General features: G+C 71.9%; 25 protein-coding genes and 3 tRNA genes. 23 read left to right on the top strand and 5 right to left on the bottom strand.

What is annotated here, in order from left to right; all coding sequences use genetic code 11:
* Window positions 1-292: 292 nt before the first annotated feature.
* The 4 genes from leuA to RQG84_RS07035 all read left to right on the top strand — a co-directional run bounded on the left by leuA (window position 293) and on the right by RQG84_RS07035 (window position 6,116).
* On the top strand, window positions 293-1,999 hold the full coding sequence (gene leuA / locus RQG84_RS07050) for a 2-isopropylmalate synthase (RefSeq protein WP_056576532.1): 1,707 nt from the start codon (window positions 293-295) through the stop codon (window positions 1,997-1,999).
* Window positions 2,000-2,254: 255 nt separating this feature from the next.
* Window positions 2,255-3,346 (top strand): saccharopine dehydrogenase C-terminal domain-containing protein, encoded by a 1,092-nt coding sequence (locus tag RQG84_RS07045; protein ID WP_311209432.1) that lies wholly within the window; start codon window positions 2,255-2,257, stop codon window positions 3,344-3,346.
* Complete coding sequence (locus RQG84_RS07040; protein WP_311209431.1) at window positions 3,343-4,860, top strand: aldehyde dehydrogenase family protein; 1,518 nt, start codon at window positions 3,343-3,345, stop codon at window positions 4,858-4,860. The genes RQG84_RS07045 and RQG84_RS07040 overlap by 4 nt, the downstream gene beginning before the upstream one ends.
* Window positions 4,861-4,865: 5 nt before the next feature.
* Window positions 4,866-6,116: a VOC family protein gene (locus RQG84_RS07035; RefSeq protein ID WP_311209430.1), complete on the top strand. Its 1,251-nt coding sequence runs from the start codon at window positions 4,866-4,868 to the stop codon at window positions 6,114-6,116.
* Here the strand turns inward: RQG84_RS07035 and RQG84_RS07030 are convergent.
* Window positions 6,086-6,736, bottom strand: a complete 651-nt coding sequence (locus RQG84_RS07030; protein WP_311209429.1) for a hypothetical protein — start codon at window positions 6,734-6,736, stop codon at window positions 6,086-6,088. The two genes, RQG84_RS07035 and RQG84_RS07030, sit on opposite strands and share 31 nt — an antisense overlap.
* Before the next feature lie 168 nt (window positions 6,737-6,904).
* Window positions 6,905-7,561 carry a DUF429 domain-containing protein gene (locus tag RQG84_RS07025; protein ID WP_311209428.1) on the bottom strand — a complete coding sequence of 219 codons (657 nt, stop codon included), beginning with the start codon at window positions 7,559-7,561 and terminating at the stop codon, window positions 6,905-6,907.
* Between the two features lie 57 nt (window positions 7,562-7,618).
* Here RQG84_RS07025 and RQG84_RS07020 point away from each other — a divergent pair, with 57 nt between their 5' ends.
* The 13 genes from RQG84_RS07020 (at window position 7,619) to RQG84_RS06960 (ending at window position 17,356) form a co-directional block, all read left to right on the top strand.
* Window positions 7,619-8,056, top strand: coding sequence for a VOC family protein (locus tag RQG84_RS07020; RefSeq protein ID WP_311209427.1), 438 nt, complete (start codon window positions 7,619-7,621; stop codon window positions 8,054-8,056).
* Between the two features lie 48 nt (window positions 8,057-8,104).
* A complete protein-coding gene (gene recO, locus RQG84_RS07015) occupies window positions 8,105-8,833 on the top strand; it encodes a DNA repair protein RecO (RefSeq protein ID WP_055965369.1) in 729 nt (242 codons plus the stop codon).
* A 25-nt stretch (window positions 8,834-8,858) separates the two neighbouring features.
* Complete coding sequence (locus RQG84_RS07010) at window positions 8,859-9,653, top strand: isoprenyl transferase (protein ID WP_055965372.1); 795 nt, start codon at window positions 8,859-8,861, stop codon at window positions 9,651-9,653.
* A complete protein-coding gene (locus tag RQG84_RS07005) occupies window positions 9,650-10,180 on the top strand; it encodes a hypothetical protein (RefSeq protein ID WP_311209426.1) in 531 nt (176 codons plus the stop codon). Before RQG84_RS07010 ends, RQG84_RS07005 begins: the two co-directional genes overlap by 4 nt.
* Before the next feature lie 20 nt (window positions 10,181-10,200).
* Window positions 10,201-10,851 (top strand): peptidylprolyl isomerase, encoded by a 651-nt coding sequence (locus RQG84_RS07000; protein ID WP_311209425.1) that lies wholly within the window; start codon window positions 10,201-10,203, stop codon window positions 10,849-10,851.
* Window positions 10,852-10,880: 29 nt separating this feature from the next.
* Window positions 10,881-11,660 (top strand): fumarylacetoacetate hydrolase family protein, encoded by a 780-nt coding sequence (locus RQG84_RS06995; protein WP_311209424.1) that lies wholly within the window; start codon window positions 10,881-10,883, stop codon window positions 11,658-11,660.
* Window positions 11,653-13,200 (top strand): glutamate--tRNA ligase, encoded by a 1,548-nt coding sequence (gltX, locus tag RQG84_RS06990; protein WP_311209423.1) that lies wholly within the window; start codon window positions 11,653-11,655, stop codon window positions 13,198-13,200. The genes RQG84_RS06995 and gltX overlap by 8 nt, the downstream gene beginning before the upstream one ends.
* 115 nt (window positions 13,201-13,315) lie before the next feature.
* Window positions 13,316-13,387: transfer RNA gene (locus RQG84_RS06985), tRNA-Gln, on the top strand.
* A 28-nt stretch (window positions 13,388-13,415) separates the two neighbouring features.
* A tRNA-Glu gene (locus tag RQG84_RS06980) sits at window positions 13,416-13,488 on the top strand.
* A gap of 63 nt (window positions 13,489-13,551) precedes the next feature.
* A tRNA-Glu gene (locus tag RQG84_RS06975) sits at window positions 13,552-13,627 on the top strand.
* 898 nt (window positions 13,628-14,525) lie between these two features.
* The gene (locus RQG84_RS06970; RefSeq protein WP_311209422.1) at window positions 14,526-15,326 is read left to right on the top strand and encodes an NYN domain-containing protein; all 801 of its coding nucleotides are present in this window, start codon (window positions 14,526-14,528) and stop codon (window positions 15,324-15,326) included.
* Between the two features lie 78 nt (window positions 15,327-15,404).
* The gene (locus RQG84_RS06965) at window positions 15,405-16,898 is read left to right on the top strand and encodes an Ada metal-binding domain-containing protein (protein ID WP_311209421.1); all 1,494 of its coding nucleotides are present in this window, start codon (window positions 15,405-15,407) and stop codon (window positions 16,896-16,898) included.
* A complete protein-coding gene (locus tag RQG84_RS06960) occupies window positions 16,895-17,356 on the top strand; it encodes a methylated-DNA--[protein]-cysteine S-methyltransferase (RefSeq protein WP_311209420.1) in 462 nt (153 codons plus the stop codon). Before RQG84_RS06965 ends, RQG84_RS06960 begins: the two co-directional genes overlap by 4 nt.
* Before the next feature lie 4 nt (window positions 17,357-17,360).
* Here RQG84_RS06960 and RQG84_RS06955 read toward each other — a convergent pair whose 3' ends face one another.
* Together RQG84_RS06955 and RQG84_RS06950 are read right to left on the bottom strand one after the other, a co-directional pair.
* Window positions 17,361-17,774 (bottom strand): class F sortase, encoded by a 414-nt coding sequence (locus RQG84_RS06955; protein WP_311209419.1) that lies wholly within the window; start codon window positions 17,772-17,774, stop codon window positions 17,361-17,363.
* Window positions 17,775-17,940: 166 nt separating this feature from the next.
* The gene (locus RQG84_RS06950; RefSeq protein WP_311209418.1) at window positions 17,941-18,750 is read right to left on the bottom strand and encodes a CHRD domain-containing protein; all 810 of its coding nucleotides are present in this window, start codon (window positions 18,748-18,750) and stop codon (window positions 17,941-17,943) included.
* A 218-nt stretch (window positions 18,751-18,968) separates the two neighbouring features.
* Here RQG84_RS06950 and RQG84_RS06945 point away from each other — a divergent pair, with 218 nt between their 5' ends.
* From RQG84_RS06945 to RQG84_RS06935, 3 genes are all read left to right on the top strand, one after another.
* Window positions 18,969-19,475 (top strand): sigma-70 family RNA polymerase sigma factor, encoded by a 507-nt coding sequence (locus RQG84_RS06945; protein WP_311209417.1) that lies wholly within the window; start codon window positions 18,969-18,971, stop codon window positions 19,473-19,475.
* Window positions 19,472-20,191, top strand: a complete 720-nt coding sequence (locus RQG84_RS06940) for a hypothetical protein (RefSeq protein WP_311209416.1) — start codon at window positions 19,472-19,474, stop codon at window positions 20,189-20,191. The genes RQG84_RS06945 and RQG84_RS06940 overlap by 4 nt, the downstream gene beginning before the upstream one ends.
* An 85-nt stretch (window positions 20,192-20,276) precedes the next feature.
* Window positions 20,277-20,705 (top strand): hypothetical protein, encoded by a 429-nt coding sequence (locus RQG84_RS06935; protein ID WP_311209415.1) that lies wholly within the window; start codon window positions 20,277-20,279, stop codon window positions 20,703-20,705.
* Between the two features lie 7 nt (window positions 20,706-20,712).
* Here RQG84_RS06935 and RQG84_RS06930 read toward each other — a convergent pair whose 3' ends face one another.
* On the bottom strand, window positions 20,713-21,429 hold the full coding sequence (locus tag RQG84_RS06930; protein WP_055965411.1) for an IclR family transcriptional regulator: 717 nt from the start codon (window positions 21,427-21,429) through the stop codon (window positions 20,713-20,715).
* An 85-nt stretch (window positions 21,430-21,514) separates the two neighbouring features.
* On the opposite strand from RQG84_RS06930, the gene leuC reads away from it, so the two are divergent.
* The 3 genes from leuC to RQG84_RS06915 are packed head-to-tail and all read left to right on the top strand — an operon-like array spanning window position 21,515 to window position 25,129.
* Window positions 21,515-22,951 carry a 3-isopropylmalate dehydratase large subunit gene (leuC, locus tag RQG84_RS06925; protein ID WP_311209414.1) on the top strand — a complete coding sequence of 479 codons (1,437 nt, stop codon included), beginning with the start codon at window positions 21,515-21,517 and terminating at the stop codon, window positions 22,949-22,951.
* 5 nt (window positions 22,952-22,956) lie between these two features.
* Entirely contained in the window at window positions 22,957-23,556 is a 600-nt protein-coding gene (gene leuD, locus RQG84_RS06920) for a 3-isopropylmalate dehydratase small subunit (RefSeq protein ID WP_311209413.1), read from the top strand.
* Between the two features lie 40 nt (window positions 23,557-23,596).
* The gene (locus RQG84_RS06915; RefSeq protein WP_311209412.1) at window positions 23,597-25,129 is read left to right on the top strand and encodes a hypothetical protein; all 1,533 of its coding nucleotides are present in this window, start codon (window positions 23,597-23,599) and stop codon (window positions 25,127-25,129) included.
* The last annotated feature ends 7 nt before the right edge of the window (window positions 25,130-25,136 follow it).

Raw genomic sequence — 25,136 nt, 5'->3', positions numbered from 1 at the left:
TCGGGGAAGGGTGCAGTGCGGTAGGGGTGTCTGGGCGGTGGGGGTGTCTGGACGGTGGGGGAGTCCGGGCAGTGGGGTAGTCTGGTCTGCGATGTACGCGAGCCGACTCCTTCTCTGCCGCGTCGAGGTCCACTAGGTCGGGCCCCTCGGCGCGGAGTTCGTCATGCACCGGCCGCACGATGACCCAGACGAACACCCCGAGGAAGAGCCCATCATGACCGAGCCCACCCGCTCCCAGCCCGGCCACCACGGCCTGGCCAGCAACGTCGTCTCGCCGCAGAAGGCGTCGCCCATGCCGTTCGGCCGCTACCGCCCCTTCGCGCCGATCGACCTGCCCGACCGCACGTGGCCCGCGCAGACCATCACGCAGGCGCCGCGCTGGCTGTCCACCGACCTGCGCGACGGCAACCAGGCCCTCATCGACCCCATGACCCCGGTGCGCAAGCGCCGGATGTTCGAGCTGCTCGTGCGCATGGGCTACCAGGAGATCGAGGTCGGGTTCCCGTCCGCGAGCGAGACCGACTTCCAGTTCGTCCGCTCGCTCATCGAGGACGACGTCATCCCCGACGACGTGACGATCTCGGTGCTGACCCAGGCGCGCGAGGACCTGATCGAGCGCACCACGCAGTCGCTGGCCGGCGCGCGACGGGCCAACATCCACCTGTACAACGCCGTCGCGCCGCTGTTCCGACGCGTGGTTTTCAACGCCTCGCGCGACGAGGTGCGGGCCATCGCCACGCGTGGCACGGAGCTGGTCATGAAGCACGCCGAGCAGAACATGGCCGGCACCGCGTTCGGCTACCAGTACAGCCCCGAGATCTTCACGGGCGCCGAGCTGGAGTTCAGCGTCGAGGTCTGCAACGCCGTCATGGACGTCTGGCAGCCCGAGGACGGCCGCGAGATCATCCTCAACCTGCCCGCCACGGTCGAGATGGCCACGCCCAACACGTACGCCGACCAGATCGAGTGGTTCGGCCGCAACGTCCAGCACCGCGAGAACGTGGCGATCAGCCTGCACCCGCACAACGACCGCGGCACGGCCGTCGCCGCCACCGAGCTGGCCATGATGGCCGGCGCCGACCGCGTCGAGGGCTGCCTGTTCGGCCACGGCGAGCGCACCGGCAACGTCGACCTCGTCACCGTCGGCATGAACCTGTTCAGCCAGGGCATCGACCCGCAGATCGACTTCACCGCCGGTGGCATCGGCATCGACGAGGTCCGACGCACGGTCGAGTACTGCACGAGCCTGCCGGTGCACCCGCGTCACCCGTACGCGGGCGACCTGGTCTACACCGCCTTCTCCGGCTCCCACCAGGACGCCATCAAGAAGGGCCTGGAGGACCTCGACCGCATCGCCGCCGAGCAGGGCGTCGACGTCTCGGAGGTGCCGTGGGAGGCGCCCTACCTGCCGATCGACCCGCACGACGTCGGCCGCACGTACGAGGCCGTCATCCGAGTCAACAGCCAGTCCGGCAAGGGTGGCGTGTCCTACCTGCTGAAGACCGAGCACCAGCTCGACCTGCCGCGACGTCTGCAGATCGAGTTCAGCCGGGTCGTGCAGACACTGACCGAGGGCGAGGCGGGCGAGATCACTGCCGACGGCATCTGGGCGGCGTTCAGCGGCGAGTACCTCGAGCGCGAGGAGCCGTACTCGCTCGTGACCTTCAGCTCCACCACGTCGGCCGACGGTCACGACCAGCAGGTCGTCGACCTCGTCGTGCGGGGCCAGGAGCGCTCGTTCAAGGGCGAGGGCAACGGCCCGGTCGACGCGTTCGTCGACGGCATGCGTCAGGCCGGGTCCGACATCCGGGTGCTCGACTACACCGAGCACGCGCTGTCGTCCGGTGGTGACGCGCTCGCCGCGGCCTACGTGGAGTGCGAGATCGCCGGCGAGATCGTGTGGGGCGTGGGCATCCACGCCAACATCGTCATGGCCTCGCTGCGCGCGGTCGTGTCGGCCGCCAACCGGGCCGAGGCCACCACGATCCCCACCGCCTGACCGGCTCGTCCGGTCGACGCGGTGCACGTCGACGAGCACGGTGGCGGGACGCCGGGTCCACGAGATCCCCGGCCCCGCCTCCGTCCTCGACGACGTCGACCGTGACGGACGTGGCGGCTTCACCCAATCGTCACCACTGCACCGTCCGGTCGGTACAGACACGGGCTCTCCTGCTGACTAGCATCGGTGTGACGCCGACCACCCCTCGGTGTCTTCCGTACGCGACGTGACCCGTCGCCGGCTGCAGGAGGTCCCGTGTCCCGATCCATCAACACCGTCGCGGTGTTCGGACTGGGGAAGGTCGGCGAGCTCGTCGCCGACCTCCTGGTCCGCGCCCAGTTCTCCGTCGTCGGGTACGACGCAGCGCCGCGCGACGACCTGCGCTTCGCGTCGCACGCCGTCGACGTCTCCGACACCACGGCCGTGCGCAAGGCCCTCACCGACGTCGACGCCGTCGTCTCCTGCCTGCCGTACCACCTCAACATCGCCGTGGCCGAGGCCGCGTACGACACCGGGACGCACTACTTCGACCTCACCGAGGACGTGCCCACCACCAACCGGGTGGTGGAGCTGAGCGCCAAGCGTCCGGAGTCGGCGTTCGTGCCGCAGTGCGGCCTCGCCCCCGGTCTCATCGGCATCGTCGGCGCCTCGCTCGCCGAGGGCTTCGAGCAGATCCGCAACATCGAGCTCAAGGTCGGCGCCCTGCCGCAGAACCCCACGGGGCTGCTCGGCTACGCCTTCAACTGGTCGGCCGAGGGCGTGGTGAACGAGTACCTCAACGACTGCGAGGTGCTGCGCTCCGGCCGTCGTCAGATGGTGCCCGCGATGACCGAGAAGGAGCGCGTGTTCATCGCCGGCATCGAGCTGGAGGCCGCACTCACGTCCGGTGGCCTCGGCACCATGTGCCAGACCTACGATGGACGGGTCAGCCGCCTCGACTACAAGACGCTGCGCTACCCCGGCCACTTCCGCCAGATGCACTTCCTGTTCGACGAGCTCAACCTGCGCGAGCGTCGCGAGGAGGTCGGCCGCATCCTCGTCGACGCCAAGCCTCCGGTGAACGACGACATCGTCTACCTGCACGCCGCGGTCGAGGGCACCAAGGCCGGTCAACCCTTCCGCGAGAACTACGTCCGCGGCTACCTGCCCATCGACATCGACGGCCGCACCTGGCGTGCCATCAGCTGGACCACGGCCGCCTCGGCGGTGTCGGTGGTCGAGCTCGTCGCCGACGGCGTGCTGCCGCACGCCGGCTTCGTCGCCCAGGAGGACATCCGCCTGGCCGACCTCTTCGCCACCACCTCCGGCCAGCTCTTCGCCTCCCACGGAAAGGTCTCCCCGGCATGACCGACGTCAGCACGCGTGCCCTCGACATCCTCCAGCGCCTCGGCGCCGGTGATCCCTTCGACGCCGCAGGTGGCCTGTCGGCGACGTCGCCGATCGACGGCCACGAGATGGGTCGGCTCGTCGCGCACTCCGCCGCCGACGTGGCCGACGCGGTGGGTCGTGCCCACGAGGCGTTCCTGCAGTGGCGCACGGTGCCCGCGCCGGTGCGTGGCGCGTTCGTGCGTGAGCTGGGCGAGCTGCTGCGCGAGCACAAGGACGACCTCGGCGCCCTGGTCAGCATCGAGGCCGGGAAGATCCTGAGCGAGGGCCTGGGCGAGGTGCAGGAGATGATCGACATCTGCGACCTCGCGGTCGGCCTGTCGCGCCAGCTGCACGGCCTGACGATCGCGACGGAGCGTCCGGGTCACCGGATGATGGAGCAGTGGCACCCGCTGGGCGTCGTCGGCGTCATCAGCGCCTTCAACTTCCCGGTGGCGGTGTGGTCGTGGAACGCGGCGCTCGCGTTCGTGTGCGGTGACGCCGTCGTGTGGAAGCCCTCGGAGAAGACCCTGCTGACGGCGCTCGCGTGCCAGGCGCTGGCCGCCGAGGCCGCGCGTCGCACGGGTGCGCCGGAACACCTGTCGCAAGTCGTCCTGGGTGCCCGGGAGGTGGGGGAGGCGCTCGTGGACGACCCGCGCGTGCCGCTCGTCTCGGCCACCGGCTCCACCCGCATGGGCAAGGAGGTCGCACCCCGCGTGGCGGCGCGCCTCGGCCGCACGCTGCTCGAGCTCGGCGGCAACAACGCCGCGATCGTCGCGCCCAGCGCCGACCTCGACCTCGCCGTGCGTGGGATCGTGTTCTCCGCCGTCGGCACGGCCGGCCAGCGGTGCACGTCGCTGCGCCGCGTGATCGTGCACCACAGCATCAAGGACGAGCTCGTCGAGCGCCTCGCCAAGGCCTACGGCACGCTGCCGATCGGCTCGCCGCTGGAGCCGTCGACGCTCGTCGGGCCGCTCGTGGACCAGACGTCGTTCCGGGCGTTCGGCGACGCGATCTCCCGCGCCCAGGGCGACGGCGGCACCCTCGTGACCGGCGGTGGGCAGGACGTCGCGGCCAGCGACGCGACCGGCGGTGGCTACTACGTGCAGCCCGCGATCGTCGACATGCCCGCCCAGACCGACGTGGTGAAGGAGGAGACCTTCGCGCCGATCCTCTACGTGCTCGGGTACGAGACGATGGAGGAGGCGCTGGTCCTGCACAACGACGTCACCCAGGGGTTGTCGTCGTCGATCTTCACCCTCGACGTCCGCGAGGCCGAGACGTTCCTCTCGGCCGTCGGGTCCGACTGCGGCATCGCCAACGTCAACATCGGGCCCTCCGGCGCCGAGATCGGTGGCGCCTTCGGAGGCGAGAAGGACACCGGCGGCGGCCGCGAGTCCGGCTCGGACGCCTGGCGCGCCTACATGCGCCGCGCGACGAACACGGTCAACTACTCCACCGAGCTCCCGCTCGCCCAGGGCGTGGAGTTCGTGTGAGTGGGGTGGGTCCCACCGAGCTGCGAGCGCGGTTCGCCCGGTCCCTCTCGGAGCTCTACGGCTCGGAGGTGCCGGCCTACACCACGCTCGTGGACGCGTGCGAGCACGTGAACGCCGAGGTGCTCGAGCGGCGGGGTGAGGACGCTGAGCGGCTCGGCTCCATCCAGCGCGTGACGGCCGAGCGGCACGGGGCGATCCGGGTGGGCACGGCCGCCGAGCTCGCCCAGGTGGGCCGGGTCTTCGGCGCGTGCGGCATGTACCCCGTGGGGTTCTACGACCTGCGCGAGGCCACCCCGCCGATCCCCGTCGTGAGCACCGCGTTCCGTCCCACCTCGCGCCTCGAGCTCGCCGAGAACCCGTTCCGCGTGTTCACCTCGGTGCTGGTGGTCGACGACCGGCGTTTCTTCGACGAGCGCACCGAGGCGCAGCTGCGGGAGTTCCTCGACGCGCGCACGCTGTTCCCCGACGAGCTGCTCGACCTCGCCGACCGCATGGAGAGCGAGCACGAGCTGTCGCACGACCAGGCCGACCGCTTCCTCGAGCTGGCCACCGCGTCCTTCGCGCTGTCCGACGAGCCGGTCGACCGCACCTGGTACGAGCACCTCGAGTCGATCTCGAGCGTCGCGGCCGACATCGGCGGGGTCACGTCCACGCACATCAACCACCTCACCCCGCGCGTGCTCGACATCGACGCGCTCTACGCGCGCATGGGCGAGCTGGGCGTCGAGATGATCGACCGCATCCAGGGCCCGCCGAGGGTGGAGCCGGGTCAGGGCGTCGACGTGCTGCTGCGGCAGACGTCGTTCCGAGCGCTCGACGAGCCGCGGCGCTTCCGCGAGGCCGACGGCTCGGTGGTCGAGGGACGACTGCGGGTCAGGTTCGGCGAGGTCGAGGCGCGCGGCGTGGCCCTGACGCCTGCCGGCCGCAACCTCTACGACGGGAGGGGCTTCCGCGCCTTCCCGACCACGGACGAGGACCTGCACCGCACCGGTCTGGCCTACTACACGCGCGACCACGCGGGCCGGCTCCAGCCGATCGTCTACGAGGACTTCCTGCCGAAGTCCGCCGCCGGCATCTTCGCCTCCAACCTGACGTCCGACGGCACGGCCGACACCCGTCGACGCGCCTCGGTGCGTGACGCCGCCTGGATGCAGGAGGCGCTGGGCCGCGAGCTGCACGACCCCTACGCGCTCTACGAGCGCGAGAGGGGGGGAGGGCGGGGCAGCTACTCGACGCGCTCCATGACGGACTTGTAGCCGGTCGCGGTCTGGGTGAACGAGTCCTCGCTGCACGTGTACTGCACGGGCCCGCTGGCGGGCTGCAGCTCCTGCTCGCTCTCCTTGCCGTCGGCCAGGCGCACGGTGAGGCTGCCGTCGACCTCGCCGAGCACGAAGCTCATGGTGTCGCCGCTCGTGCTCACGTCGTAGGTGACGGTGCCCTCGAAGATCGCCTCGCCGCCCGCGGCCTCCAGGGCGAGCGTGGCGGGCGTGCCGTCGTAGGTGACCGTCTCGGTGCCGTCCTCGGTGATCTCGAGCGTGCGCTTCACGTCGGAGATGGTGAACTTCCCCTGCTCGGTGTCCACCGTCTCGGTGTGCTCGGTGGTGCGCCACGTGCCGACGAGGCACTCGTCGAGGCCGCCTGCCGCTGCGTCCTGGTCGGCCGGCGCCTCGCTCGAGGGGGCGGACCCGCCGGCCGCGGACGGTGCCGTGGCGGTGTCACCGTCGGACGAGCGCCCGAACGCGAATCCCGCGGCCACGGCGCCTCCGATCACCAGCACGGCGCCGAGGGTGATGGCCACGACGACCCACGTCCGTGGTGGTTGCTTCTGCCCGCCCTGCGGCTCCGGCTGCGGAATCACCTGGGTGTCGTCGTCCACGATGCCCTCCCGAGACATTCACCTGCTGCGTGCTCGCAGACACCTTCGCACGGATCGAGCACAGCGTCGACGTCCCCGTCCCGATCACTCCTCGCGTCGTGAAGGATTTGCGATGATCCGGGCGTCGTGGAACGTCGAGAACCCTTCGAAACGCGGAGCGGGGCGGGTTCAGACCCAGATGGGGGCGCCGTCGGCGGGGTCCTCGGAGAGGCGCAGCGCCGTGCCGCGGGCGATGCGGCGTGCCGTCCACGCGGCGGCGCCGGCGTCGAGCAGGTCGTCGAGGGCGGCTCCGCGTGGCGGGCTCGTGGGGAGCTCGATGCCCTCGGAGCGCAGGAGCGCGCGACGTCGGGCCGCCCCCTCGGCGAGCTTCTTGCGCTCCACCAGCGGCTCGCCCGCCAGCTCGGCGAAGCTCGACTCCGGGTGCACCTCGTGCACGGGGACGTCGGGATCGGTGGCCAGCCAGTCGCGCACGTCGCGGATGGCGGGGAAGAGGCCGAACGACTGGCGGCTCAGGCCCAGGCCCGTGGCCTCGCGGTTCAGCCGGTTCGCCTCGGCGTACTCCGTGGCGTCGACGGCGGAGGCGGCCGGGGAGTTGAACACCGTGGACGCCCGGCCCGGCAGACGTCGCCGTGCCTCCCGCTCGGCTGCGCGCCCCTGCGTCTCGGGCAGCGCGAGCGGGATGTCGATGCCCACGACGTCGACCGGTCCCGCCGCGTCGACCAGCTCGCCGATCGTGGGCGCGACGAGGACCAGCACGAGGTCGCCCTCGCTCCAGCGCACCCCGATCCAGCCGCCGCGGCAGCCGTCGACGCCCAGGACCTCCACGTCGGCATCCTGGCAGCGTCGTCGGACCCTGTCGGTGGGTGGGGGCAGTCTGGACCCATGAGCAAGGACGTGCAGATCACCATCGACTGCGACGGGCCCGGTGCCCTCGCCGTCTTCTGGGCCGAGGTGCTCGGCTACCAGGTGCAGCCCCCACCGCCGCCCTTCGCGTCGTGGGAGCAGGCCCTCGACGCGTTCGGCGTGCCGGAGTCCGAGCGCGACTCCCGGTCCGCGGTGGTCGACCCCGCCGGCATCGGGCCGCGGGTCTTCTTCCAGCGGGTCCCTGAGGGCAAGCTGGTCAAGAACCGCGTGCACCTGGACGTCAGGGTGGCGCCGGGTCTGGAGGGCGAGGAGCGGATGGCCGCGCTGCAGGCCGAGTCCGACCGGCTGCGGGGTCTCGGCGCCCGCGAGCTCTACCGCGTCGAGCCCGACGGGGGCACGGAGGCCGGGTTCATCACCATGGCCGACCCCGAGGACAACGAGTTCTGCCTGGACTGACGGCCTCGCCGGCCCCGAACCGTCGGCCCGGCCAGGCATGATGGTGCAGTGAGCCTCTATCGAGACCAGGGTGTGGTGCTGCGCACCCACAAGCTGGGCGAGGCCGATCGCATCATCACGCTGCTCACCCGTCAGCGTGGCCTCGTCCGCGCGGCCGCCCGGGGGGTGCGCAAGACGTCGTCGCGGTTCGGCGGCCGGCTCGAGCCGTTCATGCACGTCGACCTCCAGCTCGCGGAGGGGCGCACCCTCGACACGATCGTGCAGGTCGAGACGCTCGGTGCCTACGCCCGCGACCTCGGTCTCGACTACCCGGCCTACACGGCGGGCACGGCGATCCTCGAGACCGCCGAGCGGCTCGTCACGCACGACGGTGAGCCGGCCGTGCAGCAGTACCAGCTGCTCGTCGGCGCGCTGGCCGCTCTCTCGACGCGGCGCCAGCCGCCGAGCACGCTGCTCGACTCCTACCAGCTGAGGGCGCTCGCCGTGGCCGGCTACGCCCCCAGCTTCTCCGGCTGCGCCCGGTGCGGGCTCGAGGGACCGCACCGCAACCTGCACGTCCCCTCCGGCGGCATGCTGTGCGACGGCTGCCGCCTGCCCGGGTCGTCGGCACCCTCGCCCTTCGCCGTCACGCTCCTGGCCGCGCTGCTCGCGGGTGACTGGCCGGTGGTCGCCGAGGCCGACGACCGCACCCGCCGCGAGGCCGCCGGTATCGTCAACGCGTACCTGTCGTGGCACCTGGAGCGCGGTCTGCGCTCCATGGGCCACGTCGACCGTTGAGCCACCCCGAACCCGGCCAGGAGTCATGAGCCCCGCACCCGCCCGTCCTGCCCGCGGCCGCCCCGAGCCGCGCGCGCCGGAACCGCACCCGTCGGGTGCCCGCCCGCCCCAGCTCGAGCCGCACCAGGTGCCGCGCCACGTCGCGGTGGTCATGGACGGCAACGGGCGGTGGGCCAAGGAACGCGGCCTGCCGCGCACGGAGGGTCACAAGCGCGGCGAGTTCGCCCTGCTCGACGTCGTCAAGGGCGCCATCGAGGTCGGGATCGAGGCCGTGAGCGTCTACGCCTTCTCCACCGAGAACTGGAAGCGCTCGCCCGAGGAGGTCCGCTTCCTCATGGGGTTCAACCGCGACGTGGTGCACCGTCGCCGCGACGAGATGCACGCCCTGGGGGTGCGGGTCCGTTGGGCGGGTCGTCCTCGCCGGCTGTGGCGCAGCGTCATCAACGAGCTCGAGACGGCCGAGCGCCTCACCCGGCACAACGACGTCCTGAGCCTCACCATGTGCGTCAACTACGGCGGCCGGGCCGAGATCGCGGACGCCGCCGCGGCACTCGCCCGCGACGTCAAGGCGGGCAAGGTCGACCCCGACCGCGTCACCGAGCGCACCTTCGCGCGCTACCTCGACGAGCCCGACCTGCCCGACGTCGACCTGTTCTGGCGCACGTCGGGCGAGCAGCGCACGAGCAACTTCCTGCCATGGCAGTCGGCCTACGCCGAGCTGGTGTTCTCCGACATCGCCTGGCCCGACGTCGATCGGCTGGCGCTGTGGGCCGCGGTCGAGGAGTACGCAGGTCGCCAGCGTCGGTTCGGGTCGGCATGAGCACGGGCGACATGGAGCCGGGCGGCATGGACATGGGCGGCATGGACACGGGCGGCACGAGCACGGGCGGGGGCGCACCCGTGCGCGGACCCAAGGCACCACCTCGGCGCCTGCTCACGGACTGGACCACCACGGCCGGCGTGGCCGGCGACGGGCTCGCGGCCCTGGTGGCCGCCGACGACGCGGTGGCCGAGGCCATCCATCTCGCGACGCTGGGCTACGAGGTGTTCGTGCTCGACACCGTCACGCCCGACGACTCCACGCCGCCGCGGGTGCACGTGGTGCCGATCTCCGCGGCCGAGGTCCCGGAGGTCTGGCACGACCGGTTCGCCCTGGTCGTGGCCGACGTCGCGTCGTCGGCAGCGGTCGTGCCGTGCGTGGCCGAGGCCGGTCTCCTCGTCGTCATCGGCGACGCGCCGGTGCCGTCCGACCTCGCGCCCGGCCTGGTCGAGGTGCGCGTGGAGGTGGGACCCGATCCGGACTCCCCGGTCGTGGAGCGGTTCCGGGCGGTCCACGCCCGGCTGTGAGGGTTCTCTACGATCCCTGCATGCGCCTGCGTCGAACCGCCGTCCTGCTCGCTGTCGTCCCGCTGCTGGGTCTCGCCGCCTGTGGCGACGACTCGGACTCCTCGGGCGCCGCCTCCGACGAGGGGTGCTCGTGGGTCGAGACCGGTGGTGCGGCCAAGCAGGTCGACCCGCCGGCCGACGACGCGGAGCCGGCGGGCTCGGTCGTCATCACCATCAACGGGCAGGACGTGCCGGTCGAGCTGCTCCCCGAGCCGGTGTGCGCCACGACGTCGTTCACGTCGCTCGCCGAGCAGGGCTACTTCGACGACGCCCCCTGCAGCCGCGTCAGCGACCCGGCGGCCGTTCCCTACGGCATCATCCAGTGCGGCGACCCGACCGGCACCGGGACCGGTGGGCCGGGATACTCCTTCGCCGACGAGCTGACGGGGGAGGAGGCCTACCCGGCGGGCAGCGTCGCGATGGCCAACGCCGGGCCCGACACGAACGGCTCGCAGTTCTTCCTGAACTTCGCCGACTCGGACTTCCCGCCGGACTACACGGTCTTCGGCACGATCTCGGCGGACGGCCTGGCCGCGCTCGAGGACGTCGCCTCGGTCGGCGCCGAGGGTGGCGCCCCCGACGGACCGCCGGCCGAGCCGATCGTCATCGACTCGGTCCGTCCGGTCGAGTAGCGCCTGCCCCGGCTCGGTAGGGTCGAGGCATGCGTGTAGCCAGGTTCGCCGGGGACGACGATCCCCGTTTCGGAGTGGTCGGTGACGAGGACGGCACCCCCACGATCGCGGTGCTGAAGGGTGACCCGCTGTACGCGGGGTACGAGCTCACGGGCCAGAAGGTCGCGATCGACGACGTGCGCCTGCTGGCGCCGGTGATCCCCCGCAGCAAGGTGGTGGGCATCGGCAGGAACTACGCCGCGCACGCGGCCGAGCTCGGCAACGACGTGCCCGAGACGCCGCTCGTCTTCCTCAAGCCCAACACCAGCGTGGTCGGTCCCGGTGACCCGATCGTCTACCCGGCGCAGAGCTCGGACGTGCACTTCGAGGGCGAGCTGGCCGTGGTGATCGGGCGCATCTGCAAGGACGTGCCCGCCGAGGACGTCGACAAGGTGATCTTCGGCTACACGGTGGCCAACGACGTGACCGCACGAGACCTGCAGCGCACGGACGGCCAGTGGGCCCGCGCCAAGGGCTTCGACAGCTTCTGCCCGCTCGGCCCGTGGATCGAGACCAACCTCGATCCCGCCGACCTCCGCGTCACCACCGAGCTCGGCGGCGAGGTCAAGCAGGACGGCCGCACCAGCGACATGGTGTTCTCCGTCGCCGACATCGTCGCCTACGTCTCCTCGTTCATGACGCTGCTGCCCGGCGACGTCATCCTCACCGGCACCCCCGACGGCGTCGGACCGATGCAGGTCGGCGACTCGGTGAGCGTCACCGTCGAGGGCATCGGCACCCTCACCAACCAGGTGGTCTCCCATGACTGACGTCAGCCCCGAGACGACCAGCACCGCTTCCGTCCCTACCGTGGGCGACGACGTGCCGGTGGTCGCCCGCTTCTGCCCCTCGCCGACCGGCAACCCGCACGTCGGCATGGCGCGCACGGCGCTGTTCAGCTGGGCGTACGCACGCCACCGCGGTGGCCGCTTCGTGTTCCGCATCGAGGACACCGACGCGAGCCGCGACAGCGAGGAGTCCTACGACCTGCTGATCGACGTGATGCGGTGGCTCGGACTCGACTGGGACGAGGGCGTCGAGGTGGGCGGCCCGAACGGGCCGTACCGCCAGAGCCAGCGGATGGAGGTGTACGCCGACGTCGCGCAGCGCCTTCTCGACGCGGGACTGGCGTACAAGGCCTACGACACCGCCGAGGAGCTGGAGCAGCGTCGTGACGCGGCGCGGGCCGCCGGTCGGCCCAGCGGCTACGACGGACTGCACCGTGACCTCACGCCCGAGCAGCGGGCCGCCTACGAGGCCGAGGGCCGGCAGCCGGTCATCCGGTTCAAGATGCCGCAGAAGGACTGGACCTTCGACGACCTGGTCCGCGGACCGATCACGTTCGGCGCCGAGAACGTGCAGGACTTCGTCATCGTGCGCGCCAACGGTCAGCCCCTGTACACGCTGACGAACCCCACCGACGACGCGCTCATGGGCATCACCCACGTGCTGCGCGGCGAGGACATCCTCAGCTCTACGCCCCGCCAGATCGCGATGTACGAGGCGTTCGCGCAGATCGGCCTCGGTCACGGCATGGTCCCGCGCTTCGGCCACCTGCCCTACGTCACGGGCCAGGGCAACAAGAAGCTGTCGAAGCGCGACCCCGAGTCCAACCTCCTCGGCTACCGGGAGCAGGGCTTCCTGCCCGAGGGGCTGCTCAACTACCTCGCCCTGCTGGGCTGGTCGCTCCCGGCGGTCGACGGCGTCGAGCGCGACGTGTTCACGCTCGAGGAGATGGTCGAGGCCTTCGAGATCTCCCGGGTCAACCCCAACCCGGCCCGCTTCGACCTCAAGAAGTGCGAGGCGATCAACGGCGACCACGTGCGGCTGCTCTCCGACGAGGACCTCCGCGCCCGGCTCGTGCCGCGGTTCGCGGCCGAGGGCCTCGTGCAGGATCCGCCCACGGAGGCGCAGAGCGCCATGCTGGCCGCCGCGGTGCCCCTCGTCCACGAGCGGATGGGGCTGCTCACCGAGGCCGTCTCCATGCTGCGGTTTCTGTTCGTCGACGAGGCGGACTTCACGATCGACCCCGACGACCGTGCGAAGCAGCTCGACGAGAAGGGCCTGGAGGTGGTGCAGGCCGCCCTCACGGCGCTGGAGGCCATCGGCTCGACCGTCGAGTGGTCGACGCCCACGATCGAGGGCGCGCTGCGCGCTGCGCTGGTCGACGACCTGGGGCTCAAGCCGCGACTGGCCTTCGGTCCGGTGCGGGTGGCCGTGACCGGCAGCCGCATCTCGCCGCCCCTGTTCGAGTCGATCGAGCTGCTGGGTCGGACACGCACGCTGGAGCGTCTGCGCGCGGCGCTCTGACCCGACCCGGACGTCGAGGCGGGGGCCGCACCCGGTTTGGGGGAGCGCATCGGCGTCGGGTAAGGTTTCTCCCTGGTTCGGACGCCGTTCGCAAGGACGGTGCTCGATACCCCCATGGGGTATGGTGTAATTGGCAACACAGCGGTTTCTGGTACCGTCGTTCTAGGTTCGAGTCCTAGTACCCCAGCGAAGACCGGGTCTGTGATCCGGTCCGCGCCCCGTTGGTCTAGCGGTTATGACGCCGCCCTCTCAAGGCGGAGATCGCCGGTTCGAATCCGGTACGGGGTACGAAAGGGTGCTGTACGTGCCGCAGGCACGACCAGTCTCTTTCACACGGCTCTTCGGGGCCGGGGCCCCGTTGTGTAGCGGCCTAGCACGTCGCCCTCTCAAGGCGGTAGCGCGGGTTCGAATCCCGTCGGGGCTACCACGCACCACCGCAGACCCCTCGACCCCTGGTCGGGGGGTCTCGTGCGTTCCTGCGACCGCATCGTGGTGCGTTGCTCGGCTCGGTGGCGTGCTGCGGCTGCTTTGGGGCTGGCGGGGCTTCGAGCTGCGGCTGCGCTCCTCCGGCTGGGCTTTGACCTGCGGCCGCGTCGCTGTGGCCGCGAGTCGACCCGCCCTCCGAAAGGGCCTCGACCGGCGGCGGGGTCCGGGCTCGGGTGATCTTTCGGAGTGCGGCTGGGGGTGACGCAGGATTCTGCGTTCGTGCGTGATGGATCGAAGGATGCTGCGTTTGCTACGGGATCCCGTCGTGAACGCAGCATCGTTCGGGTTTGTGCACGCGAAGGCAGAATCTTGCGTCCGCAGGGGGCGACTCGTGCGGCGGGTGGGCAGGGATTCTCCCTTCGCGCGGGACGGTCCACGCGAAGGGAGAATCCCTGCCCTCCAGGGCGCCAATTCGTCGCCACGATGCTTCCTTCGCGAGGAACGGTCCACGAGAAAGGCGAATCGTGGGTGGATCCCGCGCAGATGGAGAATCGTGGCCGCGCCCCGCAGACCCACCCGAGCCCGGACCCACCGCTCCGGTCGAGGCCCTTTCGGGGAGCAGGTCGACTCGCAGCCACAGCGACGCAGCAGTGAGTGCGAACCCGACCGGGCACCGCAGACCCCATCAGGACGAGGATCCCGCTCCGGTCGAGGCCCTTTCGGAGACCGTCCCGACTCGGGGTCGCAGCGACGCAGCATCAGGTGAGGACGCAGCCACACCGACGCAGCAGCGCGGGAAGGCCCAGCCGAGCGACGCAGCAGCAGGCCGAGACCTCGGCAGCCAGGGAGCGGCGAGGGGAGTGGCGGGAGGCGTGAGCCGGCGCCCCTAGGGTGGACCCATGCCTCCTGCTCGCATCGCCGTGCTCATCGACGCCGACAACGCTCCTGCCTCCAAGATCGGCGCGATCCTCTCGCAGGTCGCGAAGTCCGGGAACGCGCACGTGCGCCGCGCCTACGGCGACTGGAAGAACTCCCACCTCAAGGGCTGGGAGGGCCGGCTGCAGGAGTTCGCGATCGCCCCGGTGCAGCAGTTCGCCTACACGAAGGGCAAGAACGCCTCCGACATCGCCATGGTCATCGACGCCATGGACCTCCTGCACGCGGGCGTGGCCGACGGCTTCGCCATCGTCTCGAGCGACGCCGACTTCACGCCGCTCGTCATGCGCCTGCGACAGTCCGGCGCCGAGGTCCTCGGCTTCGGCGGGGAGAAGGCGCCCAAGGCGTTCCAGAACGCGTGCTCGACCTTCTACAAGCTGGAGACGCTGCGCGAGGACGACGACACCGAGGACGACACCGAGGACGACGCGGACGAGGCCCCCGACGACGCCCCGGCCGCCTCCAACGGCCGGGCACGTCCTTCCTCCCAGCGCGCCTCCCAGCGGGTGGACGGCGCCAAGCTGCGCAGCGACCGACAGCTCGTGCGCATGCTCCGCACGGCCGTCGACGAGGCGGCCGACGACGACGGCTGGGCCCAGCTCTCGAAGGTGAGCGACCAGATCCGCAACCAGTCCTCGATCCAGCCCGGCAACTACGGCTACGCGAAGTTCAGCGGGCTCATCGAGGCGATCGACCTGTTCGAGGTCAAGCGCGCCGACGGCAAGTCGGTGATGGTGCGGCGCAAGAAGCGCGGCGGACGCTGACCCAGCGGCGGAAGGGCACGGCACGGCGTGTCCGATTCCCGCCAGACGTGCTTGCCCCCACGGGGCACGATGGTCGGCATGGAGGACTTCGACGAGCGCTACCGCGCGGTGAGCTCGCGCGACGAGCGCTTCGACGGGATGTTCTTCACCGCGGTGCGCACCACGCGCATCTACTGCCGTCCCTCGTGCCCGGCGACCACCCCGCTCGCCCGGAACGTGGAGTTCCACCGCACGGCCGCGGCGGCAGAGGCGGCCGGCTTCCGCGCGTGCCGACGGTGCCGTCCGGACAGCTCGCCCGGGTCGCCGGAGTGGGACGTCCGGGCCGACGCCGTGGGGCGTGCGGTCCGGCTGGTGCGCGACGGCGTCGTCGAGCGCGAGGGCGTGCCGGGGCTGGCGCAGCGGCTGGGCTACAGCGAACGGCACCTGAACCGCATGATCACCCAGGAGCTCGGTGTGGGACCTCTTGCGCTGGCCCAGTCGCAGCGCGTTCGCACCGCGCGGCTGCTGGTGGAGACGACCGACATGCCCATGTCCGACGTCGCCTTCGCGGCGGGCTTCGCGTCGGTCCGCCAGTTCAACGACGCCTTCCGGCGCGCGTACGACCGCTCGCCCCGCGAGATGCGCCGACGCGGCGCCGGCGGCTCGACGGCGGGGGAGTGCCTCCGACTCCGGCTCGCGCTCCGGCGCCCCTTCGACGCCGACGCGCTCGGGGGCTTCCTCGCCGACCACGCCGTGCCCGGGCTCGAGGTCGGTGAGGGACGCAGGTTCGCCCGGGTGCTCTCGTTGCCGCACGGCACTGCCGTCGCCGAGCTCGTCCTGCACGACGACCACGTGGCGTGCCGGGTGCAGCTGCAGGACCCGCGGGACCTCACGGCGGCCGTCGCCCGGCTGAGGCACCTGCTCGACCTCGACGCCGACCCGATCGCGATCGATCGAGCGCTGGGCGGCGAGGCGGGTGGGGCCAGGGACGTTGGGGCCGGTGACCTCGGCGTCCTGGTGGAGGAGCGGCCGGGACTGCGTGTGCCCGGCACCGTCGACGCGTTCGAGACGGCCGTGCGCACGGTCGTCGGGCAGCAGGTGTCGGTGAGCGGCGCGCGGACCGTCATCGGTCGGCTCGTCGCGGCCTCCGGGGAGCCGGTCGAGCTGCCCCTCGCCCAGGAGCTCGGACTCACCCACGCGTTCCCGACCGCCTCGGCGCTGGCCGCGGTCGATCCCGAGACCCTGCCGATGCCCCGGTCCCGTGGGCGCACCGTCGTCGCCCTGGCCCGTGCGGTCGACGTCGGTGACCTCGTGCTGGACGGCGGCGTCGACCGCGAGGCCGTCAGCCGCGCGCTGCTCGCCGTGCCCGGCATCGGCCCGTGGACCGTGGGCTACGTGCGCATGCGCGGGCTGGGCGATCCGGACGTGCTCCTCGAGACGGACCTGGTGCTCCGGCGGATCCTCGACGCCCGAGGGACCACCGACGCCGACGTCAGGCGATGGGCGCCCTGGCGTTCGTACGCCGGGATGCACCTCTGGACCGAGCACCTGGCACGGCAGGCCTTGACCACGACGAGAGGATCGAGAGCATGAGCACCCGTTGGATGGACTCACCGATCGGCGGACTGCGCCTCCACAGCTCCGCGGGGCTCCTGACCGCGATCGAGTTCGGGGCCGAGCCGCAGGGCCGTCCCGCCCCGGACCCGCTGCTGGACGACGCCCAGCAGCAGCTGCAGGAGTACTTCACGGGCGACCGCCGTAGCTTCGACCTGCCGCTCGCGAACGACGGCACCGAGTTCCAGCGCAAGGTGTGGGGCGAGCTGCGCCGGATCCCGTTCGGGGAGACGGCCAGCTACGGCGAGATCGCCCGACGTCTCGGCTACGAGCCCGTGATCTCGAGGGCCGTCGGCGCCGCCAACGGCGCCAACCCGCTGCCGATCGTCGTCCCGTGCCACCGGGTGGTGGGTTCGGACGGCTCCCTCACCGGCTACGCCGGGGGAGTGGAGCGCAAGAGGGTCCTGCTCGAGCTGGAGCGTCCTGGCCTCTTCTGAGGACTCAGACCTCGGAGGCGAAGACGACCCGGTTCTCGGTGTACCGACCGATCCCGCGGTCGTAGGGTCCCGTGCAGGTGATGAGGCGGAGCTGGGACCCCGCGGCCCTGCCGTAGACGTCCTCGGTGGGAAAGCGGCTGTCCTGCGGCACGTCGCGCACCTCGGTGACCTCGTAGGTGCGGCGCTGTCCGCGAGCGTCGAGGACGCTCAGCCGCTCGCCGACCTCCAGCTCGGTCAGCCGCGCGAACACGGCCGGCCCGGTGCGGGAGTCCTTGTGGCCCACGATGACGGTGGGGTAGGTCTCGCCCGGCTTGCCGCCGCCCGTGAACCAGCCGACGCGGGCCGGATCCTCGGGTACCTCGAGCTCGCCGCTCCCCGCATCGATGCCCAGGCCGATGAGCGACTCGTCCAGACCCAAGGGCGGGATCGTCACGCGGATCGGGGCTGCAGCGGCCCGCGGGGCCTGGCTCGACGGCGCGGCCGTCGTGGCCGTCTCAGCCGGTCGCGGGGCAGGGGCCCGGTCCTGCCCGCCACACCCTGCGAGGAGCGTGACGAGCAGGACCAGGCCGGCGAGTCGGCGAATCTCAGGCACCCTGACGACGACGTACGGCGACGGCGCCCGCAGCAGCGAGTCCGACGAGCGTCAAGGCGACGTAGGGAGCAGCCGGGGTGGAGCCGGCGGTCCCGCCCTCCCCGGTGTCGACCCCGTTGCGCGGGACCACGCGATCCTCGTCGTCGGCGTTCTCCTCACCGGCGTCCTCGTCATCGGTCCCGCCGCTCTGCGGACCGCCGGCACCGTTGGCCTCGTCCAGGAGCTCCTGGCTGAAGGCCAGCTGACCGCGCACGGCGCCGGGGACGTTGGCGGCCGTGTGGGTGTCGGCCGAGAAGCCGGCGGGGTTCGCCTCGATCTGGTCGAGGGTGAAGCCCGTGCCGGTGTCCTGGCCGTCCGCGCTCAGGCCGGTCGTGAACGGTCCTTCGGAGCAGCCGCTGCTGTTGCGGATGTCGGAGTCCTCCGGGCCGGGGTTCGGGAACGACAGGCGCGGGGGCCCGTTCTGGCCGGCCGGCGTCTGGTGGATGTGCGTGGCGGTGCGGGCGGCGCTCTGGTACGGCGGGTCGACGCCCTCGGTGGTGATGTCCCAGCAGATGATCTCCTCGTCGGAGTTGATCAGGAAGATGAACGTGCCGGAGCCGTCCTCCTGGCCCACGCCGACCGTGCCGTCCGGCCCGACGACCTGGTCACCGGTCGCCTCGGCGACGAACGCGCTGGTGAAGGTCTCCGGGCGCTCGACCTGCTCCGTGGTGTCGGCTGTCGCGGTCGAGGCGAGACCGCCGAGTGCCAGAGGCAGTGCGGCGGCGAGGCCGGCCGTTGCGGTCCATCGAGTCGATCGGGTCATGGTCGTCCCTTCGTCGTGTGGCGTCCGGCGACGCCGGTCGTGACGGGATACGCCGCGGAGCGCCGGTGCGTTCACGAGGAAGGCGAGGGATCTTCGTGGAGAACGTTCGCGGCCGACGCGGCGTACACCTCTGCATGACCGCCTCCGTGACCGTGTTGCCGTGCCCCGGCACGCCGACGGGCCTACCGTGGAGCAACCTCGCGAGAAAGGCGGTCCGGATGACGGCTGGGGGCTTCGACGTGCGCTCCGCGTACGCCGAGCACGGCCGTGACCTCCTGGGCTTCGCCGTGAACGCCGTGGGCGACCGGGGCCTCGCCGAGGAGTGCGTGCAGGAGACCTTCACCCGCGCCTGGCAGGCACGCGAGCGCTTCGACCCCGCCCGGGCGTCGTCGAGGACGTGGCTGTTCGCGATCGCTCGCAACGTCGTCATCGACGCAATGCGGCGCCGTGGGCGCCGCCCGATGACGCTGGTGCCGGACGTCAGGGAGCCGCGTGAGGTCCGACCGCCGGAGAGCGACCAGGTGGACGACCACGTCGGCCTGGTGTGGGCGCTGGCGCAGATCTCCGCGGACCAGCGCCGCGTGATCGTGGCGGTGCGCCTGGAGGGTCTCACCTACGATCAGCTGTCCGAGCGCGACGGGGTGCCGGTCGCGACGCTGCGCACACGGATGTTCCACGGCCTGCGCGCCCTGCGCGCGCTGCTCGACGAGGAGGGAGCCTCATGACCACGCCCCAGGAGCGCATCGACCAGCTGCTCGCGGCCGCTGCCACGGGCGACCTCGACGAGGCCGAGGCCGCCGAGCTGGAGGCGTTGGTCGCCGAACGTCCCGAGCTGCGCGCCGAGCTCGACGCGCTGCGCAGCGCCGTGGGGACGCTCGACGAGTGGGCCCTCGCGGGCGGTGCGTGGAGCGACGTGCCGCCCTCGACCGCGCTCGACGCTGCCATCGGCCGGATCGGGGCCACCGGAGCAGCGGCCGTAGCCCCTGCGCCCCGTCCGCGGTCGAGTCGTCGTCGGCTGGGGCTGGTCGCCGCCGCCGTGGCGCTCGTAGCGGCCGGCTCGGCGACCACGCTCGGCGTCCAGGCCGTCCTGGGCGACGGCACCGTCGAGGGCCCGCCCGGCACGCTCGGCGCCGTCGAGCGGCTCGCTCCCTCGGTCAGCGACGACAGCCCGCTGCCCGGGCGCGTCGATGCGGCGTTCGTCGCCCACACGTGGGGCACGGAGGCCGTGCTCGACGTCGCCGGCACCCGGCCCGGTGAGGTCTACGTCGTCTACGTCGTGGACGAGCAGGGGCGCGACGTGGAGGCGGGCGCCTTCCTGGGCTCGGCGGTGGAGGTCCACTGCCGCATGAACGCCGCCGTGCTGCGCGAGGACGTCGCGGGCCTGCGCGTCGCGGACGCCTCCGGCGTCACGGTGGCGACCGCCACGGCGCCCACGCTGTGAGCTGGACCCCGGGCCCGCGCAGGTTCACCTCCGCGTCACCTCCGTCTGCCATGATTCGGCCGAGTCCGACCATGCGAGGAGCGAGATGGCCAAGGTGAAGAAGTCCGAGAAGGCGTCCGGCGGCGGCGTGAAGAAGTCCTCGAAGAAGGGCGGCCCGAGCAGCGAGAAGGAGCTGGCCAAGGCGCAGTGGCAGGTCGAGAAGCTGCGTGGCTCGGTGGATCAGCTCGAGCGCAAGCTCGAGAAGGCCAAGGGCAAGGCGGCGCAGTGGAAGGCCGAGGCTCGGCAGGAGCGATCCAAGGTGGCCAAGCTCGAGGCCAGGCTCCGTCGCGCCACCCGTGACGCCCCGGTCGACCACGCTCCGCCTGCGGAGCGCGGGGACCTTCCCGTCGAGGAGTCGCCCGTCCCCGATGAGTCCTGGACCGTGGTGCGGCTGCGCGCGGCGGCCCGCGAGAAGCAGGTCCCCGGTGCGTCCCGGATGACGAAGGGCGCGTTGCTCGAGGCCCTGCGCGCGTAGACGGAGGTCAGCCGGCGCGGCGCAGGCTCTGGCTGAGCCGTTCCGCGGCGGCGGCCACGGCAGGCGCGTGCATGCGCCCCGGCTGCCGGGTCAGGCGTTCCAGGGGGCCGGAGACCGACACGGCGGCGACCACCTTGCCGGAGGGGGAGCGGACGGGGGCGGAGACCGATCCGACGCCCGGCTCGCGCTCGCCGACGCTCTGCGCCCATCCGCGGCGACGCACGGCGGACAGCTCGGCGGCCGAGAAGGTGGCCTTGAGCAGCCCCTTGTTCATGCGCTCGGGGTCCTCCCACGCCAGCAGGATCTGGGCAGCGGACCCGGCGGCCATGGTGAGCTGGCCTCCCACGGGGATGGAGTCGCGCAGACCGGTCGGACGGTCCGCCGCCGCCACGCACACCCGGAAGTCGCCCTGGCGGCGGTACAGCTGCGCCGACTCGCCGGTGATGTCGCGCAGACGCGCGAGCACCGGTCCCGCAGCGGCCAGCAGGCGGTCCTCGCCGGCCGCGGCGGCGAGCTCGCCGAGCCGCGGTCCGAGCACGAAGCGACCCTGCATGTCGCGGGAGACGAGACGGTGGTGCTCGAGCGCCACGGCGAGCCGGTGGGCCGTCGGCCGTGCGAGGCCGGTCGCGGCGACCAGCCCGGCGAGGGTGGCGGGTCCGGGCTCGAGGGCCGAGAGCACGAGAGCGGCCTTGTCGAGCACACCCACTCCACTGGCGTTGTCCATGCCTTGATACTGCCGTATCGTATGGTGAGACGCAAGTGCTAGGCTGACGCTGCACTGACGACGACGCAGAGGAGAGATGATCGCGATGGGCAGGACGCTCGCGGAGAAGATCTGGGACGACCACGTCGTCCGCACGGGCTCCACAGACAACGGGGGCGAGCCCGACCTGCTCTACATCGACCTCCACCTCATCCACGAGGTCACGAGCCCGCAGGCGTTCGACGGCCTGCGGCTGTCCGGCCGCCCCGTCCGCCGGCCCGACCTGACCCTTGCCACCGAGGACCACAACATCCCGACGACGGACCTCGACAAGCCGATCGCCGACCCCGTCTCCCGCACCCAGGTCGAGACGCTGCGTCGCAACGCCGAGGAGTTCGGCGTCCGCCTGCACCCGATGGGTGACATCGACCAGGGCATCGTCCACGTGGTCGGACCGCAGCTGGGCCTCACCCAGCCGGGCATGACGATCGTGTGCGGTGACTCCCACACCTCCACCCACGGCGCCTTCGGGTCGATCGCCTTCGGCATCGGCACGAGCGAGGTCGAGCACGTGCTCGCCACCCAGTCGCTGTCGCAGGCCAAGCCGAAGATGATGGCCGTCGACGTCGACGGCACGCTGCCTCCCGGGTCGACCGCCAAGGACCTGATCCTCGCGCTCATCACCCAGGAGACGACCGGTGGCGGCCAGGGCTACATCGTCGAGTACCGCGGCGAGGCGATCCGTGCGCTCTCCATGGAGGAGCGCATGACGATCTGCAACATGAGCATCGAGTGGGGAGCGAAGGCCGGGCTCATCGCTCCGGACGAGACCACCTTCGAGTACATCCAGGGCCGTCCGCACGCTCCGCAGGGCGAGGCGTGGGACGAGGCCGTGGCGTACTGGACGAGCCTCACCACCGACGACGACGCCCACTTCGACAAGGTGATCCGGATCGACGCGTCCGAGATCACGCCCTTCGTCACCTGGGGGACGAACCCCGGCCAGGGCGCACCGCTCTCGGGCACGGTGCCGGATCCGGAGAGCTTCGAGGAGCCGACCGAGCGCGAGGCAGCCGCGAACGCCCTCGCCTACATGGGTCTGGAGGCCGGCACGCCGCTGCGTGACATCAGCGTCGACACCGTGTTCGTCGGCTCGTGCACGAACGGCCGGATCTCCGACCTGCGCCGCGCCGCCGAGCTCATCGAGGGCCGCACGGTGGCCGAGGGCACGCGCATGCTCGTCGTGCCCGGCTCGGTGCGGGTTCGGCTGCAGGCCCAGGAGGAGGGTCTCGACCGGATCTTCACCGACGCCGGCGCGGAGTGGCGCGGAGCGGGATGCTCCATGTGCCTCGGCATGAACCCGGACCAGCTGACCCCGGGGGAGCGCAGCGCCTCCACGTCCAACCGCAACTTCGAGGGACGCCAGGGCAAGGGCGGCCGCACCCACCTCGTCTCGCCCGACGTCGCCGTGGCCACGGCCGTGCTGGGCCACCTGGCCAGCCCGGCCGACCTCGAGCCCGTCCCCGCGACCGCAGGAGCCTGATCACGATGGAGAAGTTCACCTCGCACACCGGCGTCGGCGCCCCGCTGCGGCGCAGCAACGTCGACACCGACCAGATCATCCCTGCCGTCTACCTCAAGCGCGTCACGCGCACCGGCTTCGAGGACGGACTGTTCGCGGCCTGGCGCAACGACCCCGAGTTCGTCCTGAACCGCGACGCCTTCCGCGACGCGACCGTGCTGGTGGCCGGTCCGGACTTCGGCACCGGCTCGTCGCGCGAGCACGCCGTCTGGGCCCTGCAGAACTACGGCTTCAAGGCGGTCGTCAGCTCACGGTTCGGTGACATCTTCCGTGGCAACTCCGGCAAGGCGGGGCTGCTGGCCGCCCAGGTGGACGACAAGGTCGTGCAGCGCCTGTGGGACCACCTCGACGCGAACCCGGGCGCGACCGTCACGGTCGACCTCGAGTCGCGCACGGTGCGTGCCGGTGAGGGTCCCGACGCCATCGAGGACTCGTTCACGATCGACGACTACACGCGCTGGCGCCTGCTGGAGGGTCTCGACGACATCGCGATCACGCTCTCGCACGACGACGACATCGCCACCTACGAGAGCCGGCGCCCCGCGTTCAAGCCCGCCACGCTCTGACGGCACGCCCCGAGCGGTACCGGGGCGCTACTCTCCGTCCATGACGACGGGGGTGGTCCGGAGCAGGACCAGACGTGCTGCCGCGAGGGTCCTGGCAGGTCTCGTGGCCGCGGCGGTGCTGACGGGCTGTGGCGTCGACGACGACGACGTGGCCGCGCTCGAGGAGCTCGCCGGCGTCGAGCGAGCGAGCTCAAGCTGCGAGCTGGGCCGCTGCAGCGTCCGCGTGGAGGTCCGCCCGACCATCCGCGCGGCGCAGCTCACCACGGTGTTCGGCGAGGCTCGCGACACCGGCGCCACCACCGTGGAGGTCGTCGAGGGTGAGACCGACGACGCTGCGTCGTCCGAGCCGCGTGACTCCGACCCCCGGGTCTCCGTGTCGCTCGACGAGGACAGCGAACGATCCGCGGACGCGGCCACGGCGCGCCTCGCCGTGGCCAGCTTCGAGCTCGCCGGTGTCTCGTCGTGGGGCCTGACGCGTGCCGCCGACCGCAGCACGCTCACCGCGTCGGTGCAGGAGTCGCCCGATCTGCGGTGGCCGACGGGCCGTGACCTGTGGGACGGCGTCGCGACGCTCCCGAGCCCGGAGATGGTCCTCACGACCCGGCCGGAGAACCGGTCCGGGGCCAGCCGGCTCGTGGTCTCCGAGGAGTACCCCGAGCGTGCCGTCGCGTTCACGGTCGCGGTGGCCGAGGAGTTCGGGGCGTCCCGTCTCACCGGGGTGAGCATCGGGTCCCGGCCCGAGGTCGAGGAGCAGGAAGGGCAGGAGGGGACGGGGGTGCTCCTCGGGGTCCGGTCCGCCTCCGACGCGACCGCGCTGGAGTCCCTCCTCGAGGACGCGCGGGGTGGAGACGGACTCGCGGTGGCCGTCGTGGTGGCCGACAACGTGCTCGCCGCCCGTCCCGACCCGACGCAGGATCCCGACGGCGGCGACACCGGCACGGAGGCCGACCGCCGCGCCCTGCTCAGCAGCCTCGAGGACGAGCCCGCCGTGAGCGCCTCGGTCCAGGCCAACACACTCCGGGTTCGTGCCCTGGGCCCGCTCGACGAGGTGCGCGCGGCCCTCGAGCGCGCCCGCCGCGCACATCCCGACGCCTACGCACGCGTGCCCGTGACGGTCGAGCCCGACACCGTGCTGTCCGGTACCGGTTCGGGCGATCCGGAGGAGCAGGAGATCGACCTGTCGACGGTCGGCAGCCTCGACCTGCTCGACCTCGTGGCCGACCTCGGCGAGGTCGACGGCGCCGGTGCGGTCGGCGTGCAGGCGCACGGCGAGAAGTACGACTACCTGAAGCCGCCCTCCGACACCGACGCCTTCGTCTCCGTCCGTGCGGAGCGGCCCGGCATCGACGAGCTGGACGCGCTCGTGCAGGACGTGGCCCGGGTGCTGTCCCGCTGGAAGGGCCCCGAGACGTCTCTCAGCATGTCGATCGGCGTCGAGGACCCGGAGGGGCGTCAGGCCTCGGTGGTCCTGCGCATCGACCGGCGCGCGGGCACGTGGGTCGCCAGCTCCTCGGAGCGCGGGACCGAGGACAGGATCGCGAGCGGCATCCGGGCGTGGACGTCGGCGTCGTGAGCGGACC

The organism is Aeromicrobium sp. WCS2018Hpa-31 (assembly GCF_031843905.1).
GTDB lineage: Bacteria > Actinomycetota > Actinomycetes > Propionibacteriales > Nocardioidaceae > Aeromicrobium.
Note: the sequence above shows the minus strand (reverse complement) of the source record. Positions and strands in the feature narration are given on the sequence as shown.